The 5,588-nt window shown below is 37.2% G+C and carries 7 protein-coding genes; 4 read left to right on the top strand and 3 right to left on the bottom strand.

Annotated features, from left to right (window positions below):
- Nucleotides 1–21: 21 nt before the first annotated feature.
- Together WH188_RS26160 and WH188_RS26155 are read right to left on the bottom strand one after the other, a co-directional pair.
- Nucleotides 22–1,197, bottom strand: coding sequence for a hypothetical protein (locus WH188_RS26160; protein ID WP_339424879.1), 1,176 nt, complete (start codon nt 1,195–1,197; stop codon nt 22–24).
- Between the two features lie 11 nt (nt 1,198–1,208).
- Nucleotides 1,209–1,772 (bottom strand): RNA polymerase sigma factor, encoded by a 564-nt coding sequence (locus tag WH188_RS26155; protein WP_206368227.1) that lies wholly within the window; start codon nt 1,770–1,772, stop codon nt 1,209–1,211.
- Nucleotides 1,773–1,928: 156 nt separating this feature from the next.
- Between WH188_RS26155 and WH188_RS26150 the strand changes: the two genes are divergently transcribed.
- The 4 genes from WH188_RS26150 to WH188_RS26135 are packed head-to-tail and all read left to right on the top strand — an operon-like array spanning nt 1,929 to nt 4,749.
- On the top strand, nt 1,929–2,777 hold the full coding sequence (locus tag WH188_RS26150) for a hypothetical protein (protein ID WP_339424878.1): 849 nt from the start codon (nt 1,929–1,931) through the stop codon (nt 2,775–2,777).
- A gap of 38 nt (nt 2,778–2,815) precedes the next feature.
- Nucleotides 2,816–3,226, top strand: coding sequence for a c-type cytochrome (locus tag WH188_RS26145; RefSeq protein WP_108160947.1), 411 nt, complete (start codon nt 2,816–2,818; stop codon nt 3,224–3,226).
- A gap of 12 nt (nt 3,227–3,238) precedes the next feature.
- Nucleotides 3,239–3,790 (top strand): YceI family protein, encoded by a 552-nt coding sequence (locus tag WH188_RS26140; RefSeq protein ID WP_339424877.1) that lies wholly within the window; start codon nt 3,239–3,241, stop codon nt 3,788–3,790.
- 20 nt (nt 3,791–3,810) lie between these two features.
- Nucleotides 3,811–4,749, top strand: coding sequence for a DUF5777 family beta-barrel protein (locus tag WH188_RS26135; protein ID WP_339424876.1), 939 nt, complete (start codon nt 3,811–3,813; stop codon nt 4,747–4,749).
- 362 nt (nt 4,750–5,111) lie between these two features.
- Here the strand turns inward: WH188_RS26135 and WH188_RS26130 are convergent.
- The coding region (locus WH188_RS26130) for a helix-turn-helix domain-containing protein (protein WP_339424875.1) at nt 5,112–5,588 on the bottom strand (477 nt) is incomplete at its 5' end.

The raw sequence follows: 5,588 nt of genomic DNA, 5'->3' as shown, positions 1-5,588 counted from the left end.
CAAAGAAAACTAAAGTATCGATTACAGTGTCACGCCAACCATCAAGGCTATTCCTTTTGACTCTAGATCTACCCTTCCATAACCGATACCGGTAAGGGGCATTTTAAGAAAAGGTTTTATGCCGACATTGATCTTATCACTCACTTTTTTTTCTAATGAGATTGAAAAATCAGCTACACCAAATATGTGCTGATTTTCACCACTGATTTCGTATACGGCGCTTCTTTTATTTTCTGAATTGCCTGATCCTCCATATTCAAAAGTGTATTTTTCCTTTAACATGAAATAGCTTGAAAGACCTGCACTAACATTGAACTTGATTTTTTTATTTTTTAAAACAGTATAATTGGCCGTTAAAGGAATATCGATGACATCACATTCGGCATTGACCATACTTGGCATCTCGGTTAAGGTTGGGGGATTTGCAGGTGAATATAAACTGTAGTCCGACCTATAATTTTTCTTTGCATATGTGGCTCCTAAGGATATACTTAATCTATTGACCACGGGATAAGAATACAGTACGCCAACATTTTCACTTAAAGTCGATTGATCAGATCCTCTTACACTAGATAGATCTGGCCCGGCTAATATACTTAATACGGAGCGGGCATCACGAGGAGCTGCATTGTACTCATTTTTATGCTGTAGCGCCAGTGTGGATTCACTCGTGAAGCTTGGAAAAGTTTCTATTGATGGGTGAAAGCGATATTTCGATCTTGTCATGGGTTTTATTGTCGGGATCGAGATTTCGCTCAATGAACCTGTTGACAGTATCCTGTTTTTTGAATTAACGACTTCAATAGACGCAGTACGTTGCCAAGCCTGTGGATGCTGTGCTGATGAGAAAGTTTGGGCTAGTTCCTCATTAAAGATTAATGCTGTTTGCTCTTCTTTCGCACCGCCTTCTCCTTGTAGCTTTCCGTTGAATTTTTCCCGTACCACAGGACTGTCAGTATTCACAGTTTCGAAACTTTCATTTTCATCTGTAACCAATATATTTCTGTCTAAAATAAAGAATACGGTTGCAATAGCAGCTGCACTTGTTACAGCTAAAATAAGCAATCTTCTAACTTTTTTTTTACCACTTTTCTTCTCCAAAAGTGACTGCATATCTTGCCAATGATCTTCATCGAAGTCTAGTTTAGGATCACTTAATCCTTTTCTAAAAAGTTCATCGATCTTGTTCTTTTCCATCAATTATGTTCCTAACTTTTAATTGCTATTGAATTTTGATTTCTTACCATTTCCGCCAATCGTTGTCGTGCCTTATGTAGATTGGATTTTGAAGTGCCTACTGCAATGCCAAGCATACTACCGATCTCTTCATGCGTATAGCCATCGATGGCATAGAGATTGAAAACAGTCCGGTACGTAGGCGACAATTTTTGTACCATCAGCAACAGATCCTCATAATGCAACTTTTGTGTAATTGTTTCATCTGTAATCGGATGCTCATAAGATGCTATATCAACCACAGCGCCCATACGAACCTTGCTCCGGTAGTAATCGATTGCTGTGTTTGTCATGATTTTTCTGATCCATGCTGATATAGGTTTATCAAAATTATATTTTTTTATGTGCTTAAATACCTTAAAAAATCCGTCATTTAATATTGCCAATGCTTCTTCCTTATCGTTTGAATACCGTAGGCATATTCCCAATGCCAGGGCATGGTATAGTTTATAAAGATCTTTTTGGGATCTCCGGTCCTCTATGATGCATCCTTTTATGATTTGGATCGTGTTTTCGTCATGTTCGTTTATCGTCACTCGAGATGCTGCTTTTCTTTGATAAATATAGTGTTAACTATATTACGATGGAGAAATAAAAAAGGTTGCCTTGGTAAATTATTTTTTTTAGATCTCAGGCAACCATCTTCAGAACAGCACCGTATTGATTAATAAACTACACTAAAACTATTGATCATGAGATTCAACAAAACCAAAATGAAAACTGCCATGATGGCGACCGCACTATTAACCATTTTTTCATCCTGCTCCAAAGACAAGGTTGAAAATCCTGAAAATAATACGAAAGGTATGCAGACATCCCAAGATGCTAAATTCGGCACAATTCTTACTGACAGCAATGGAAAAACATTATACTTTTTCTCAAATGATACCAAGGGCTCTTCAAGTTGTACCGGAAACTGCTTGACAGTCTGGCCAATTTATTACAGTGGTGATATAAGTAGCGATGTGAAGATTGATAAGAGCCAATTAGGTGAAATCACGCGGGCTGACGGTAAAAAACAAAGTACCTACAAAGGTTGGCCTCTTTACTATTATGTTGGCGATAGCAAATCTGGCGAAGTACAAGGTGATGCCGTAAATAAAATCTGGTATGTTGCAAAACCCGACTACTTACTTATGGTCGCAAACGGGCAACTAAAAGGAGATGACACCAAAGACTATTTAGAAAACTATACCGAAGGACAAGGCAATACAAGCTATCTGACCGACGATAAAGGGAGGACATTGTATGCCTTTAAACCAGATCGATTTAATAAAAACAACTATACAGCCGCTGATTTTAGCAATGATGCTTTGTGGCCTATCTTCCAGAAAGAAAAAGGTGCACTACCTTCCTTGGTTTCTGCTACAGATATTGCCGTTATTACGGTTTTTGGAAAGAAGCAATTGACGTATAAAGGATGGCCGTTATATTATTTTGGTCAAGATCAACAAAGAGGCGACAACAGAGGGATCAGCTATCCGCGTCCAGGTGTATGGCCAATTGTGAATGATAAAACAACCGTCGCAGCCGCAAACTAATCTTAAATCTAATCCCATTTGGTTTATTCCTATTTATTATGGAAATATTAAAATTTAAAAAACCATCATACGATATACGAATTGGTAGGCAGTTCAGGGCTTCTTTAGTATTGCTTGGAATCGCTGTTCTATTTAGCTGTACAAAAAAACAGGCTCAGGAGATTTCTCCTGAGCTACCTAATGAGACTGAAACCGTAACCGTACAAAACGTGACCTACATTAATTTTGCGAAGGCACTTTTCGAAACAAAATGTAATTCATGTCATGCCACTGGCAGATCGGCGAGCGCACGTTGGACTTTTAACGGGTTTAGTTCTGTTAAAGATCATGCTGCCCGGATTAATAATGTGGTATTGGTCACCAAAACAATGCCGATCGGTTCAACATTGTCCGCGAAAGAGATAGAATTGTTAGATGCTTGGTTTAAACGTAATACCCCTGAAAATTAAACGTAAACTCTTATGAAAAAAATTACTATTTATAGTGTATTCCTGTTTCTGCTTCTGAGCCTTGAGGGTTTTGCACAACAGAGCAGTTCCTTTATTTCAAAAGGTGCATCGATCAGCTTTTTCAGTAGTGCAATGCTCGAGGACATTGAGGCTAAGAGCAACTTAGCGGGATCAGCTTTGGATATAAAAACTGGAGATATCTTATTTCGGGTAAAGAATACGTCTTTCCAATTTGATAAGAAACTGATGCAAGAACATTTCAATGAAAATTATATGGAAAGTGACAAGTATCCTGTTTCAGAGTTTAAAGGGAAAATTGAAAATAGTGGACAACTAACCAAGGATGGGAATTATACCGCAAAGGTTTCGGGTACATTGCAAATTCATGGTGTCACCAAAGCTTACGCTACCATGGCGACATTTACAGTCAAAAACTCAATTATAACTGCTGCAGCTAGTTTCGACGTCAGACTTGCAGATCATAACATCACCATTCCATCTGTGGTTGGAAAAAAAATCGCAGAGGTTGTGAAGGTGAAAATAAATGCCACATATAAACATTAACCTAAAGCATGCAAGGAAATATGAAAAGTATAATATGTACACTTCTATGTGGCATCACGACAGGGGCATTTGCACAGGAGGATCTTGATAAACTGATCGATCTAGGAAACCCGAAGAATGAAAAAGTTACTGCTACATTTAAGTCGGGTAGCTTGATTAATCTTAAAACTACGGAGACTATTCATCGAAATGAACTGGATTTTAAGGTGGATCATCGTTTTGGAGATATCGCAGGAAGTGCTGGTGGTTCCAAAAATTTCTTTGGTCTAGACAACTCTTCGGATATCAGAATTGGTCTTGATTATGGTTTATTGGATAACCTAACAATTGGAATTGCTAGAGCGAAAGGAGCAACAGAAATCAGACAGCTCTATGAGGCTAATCTAAAATACCGCTTTTTGGAACAAACTGTCGATAACAGTGTACCTGTATCCCTCGCTTTTTTTGGAAGTACGACCGTATCGGCGATGGAAGCCTCGGAAGATAAAAATTCGGCAGCTAATTTTGATGATTTTAGTGACCGTATGAGTTATGTAAGTCAATTGATCATAGCTAGGAAGTTTAGTCCAGATATTTCTCTTGCATTGGTCCCCACCTATCTTCATCGCAATTTTACAGCTTTTAATGATCAGAATAATATGTTTGCTATCGGAATCGGAGGTCGGGCAAAGGTTAGTAACAGAATCGCGGTCGTTGCAGATTATTTTCTTCCTTTTCGTCAGTCGTCTAAAAAGCAATATCGAGAAAACATAACGGGTCAACGCTACTATAATGCTTTAGGTGTTGGACTGGAAATGGATACAGGTGGCCATATCTTCCATTTAAACTTTACAAATGCAACAGCTATGCAGGAATCCCAGTTTATTAGTGAAACAATCAGTTCTTGGGGTAAAGGACAATTCAGATGGGGATTTAGTATTGCAAGACGCTTTAGTTTTGATAAAAAACCTAAGGAATAGGCTTTAATCTATTACATCTTGCAGGCAGCCCTTACAGTAACTAAAATAGGTAATTTGCTAATAATATAAAATTCATAAATAAGAAAGGCGTTTATCGTTATTATAATTTTCCCGAAAAGTCAGATACTTTTTGGGAAAATTATAATATCAAAACACAAATAACGCAGTGCTAAATTTAACTGCAATTTGTAAAAAAAGTCAAGAACTTTTTACTTGCTAACCAGCTCTTACCGCCTTTTGGGTTCTTGGTCACCAGTCTCAAAATGTTTTCATGCTGCATGTCTATAATAATGCTTTGCTGATTATTTTATTGTTGCTCTTGAATAAAGAAAAGTACAATAACATGGCGAATACAAAAAAAACTATGAACTGATACCATTTTGATACTCATGTAAAAAATCACTTGTTGTAAGTCCAGTCTGTTTTTTAAAGAAACGCATTAAATGGTTGGGTTCTGAAAAATTAAGCTGATAGGCAATCTCTGCAACGGTAAGATTGGAATGAATTAGGTAATCTTTGATCTCTATCAATAAACGTTGCTTTAGCAAATGGGTCGCTGTAACATTAAATTGATTTTTGACCGCTTTATTAAGAGCAATGCGATTAATATGAAGAAGATCGGTATAATCACTTATACGCTGCTTTTCTTTGATGTGAATTTCAATCAATTGCTTAAACGCGAAAGCATCATTTTGCTCATTTTTCTCTACTGCCAAATGATTTATCTGACTATATTCTCGGTTTAGTTTTTGAAGCAGATAATAAATCAATGAACGGATAATATGTACACTGTCAATTCTAGTCCTTACCAATTCCGATTTTATTTCAGCAAGAAGAGT

The organism is Sphingobacterium sp. MYb388, from assembly GCF_037479535.1.
GTDB lineage: Bacteria > Bacteroidota > Bacteroidia > Sphingobacteriales > Sphingobacteriaceae > Sphingobacterium > Sphingobacterium anhuiense.
This window is presented reverse-complemented; position numbering and strand designations above follow the sequence as displayed.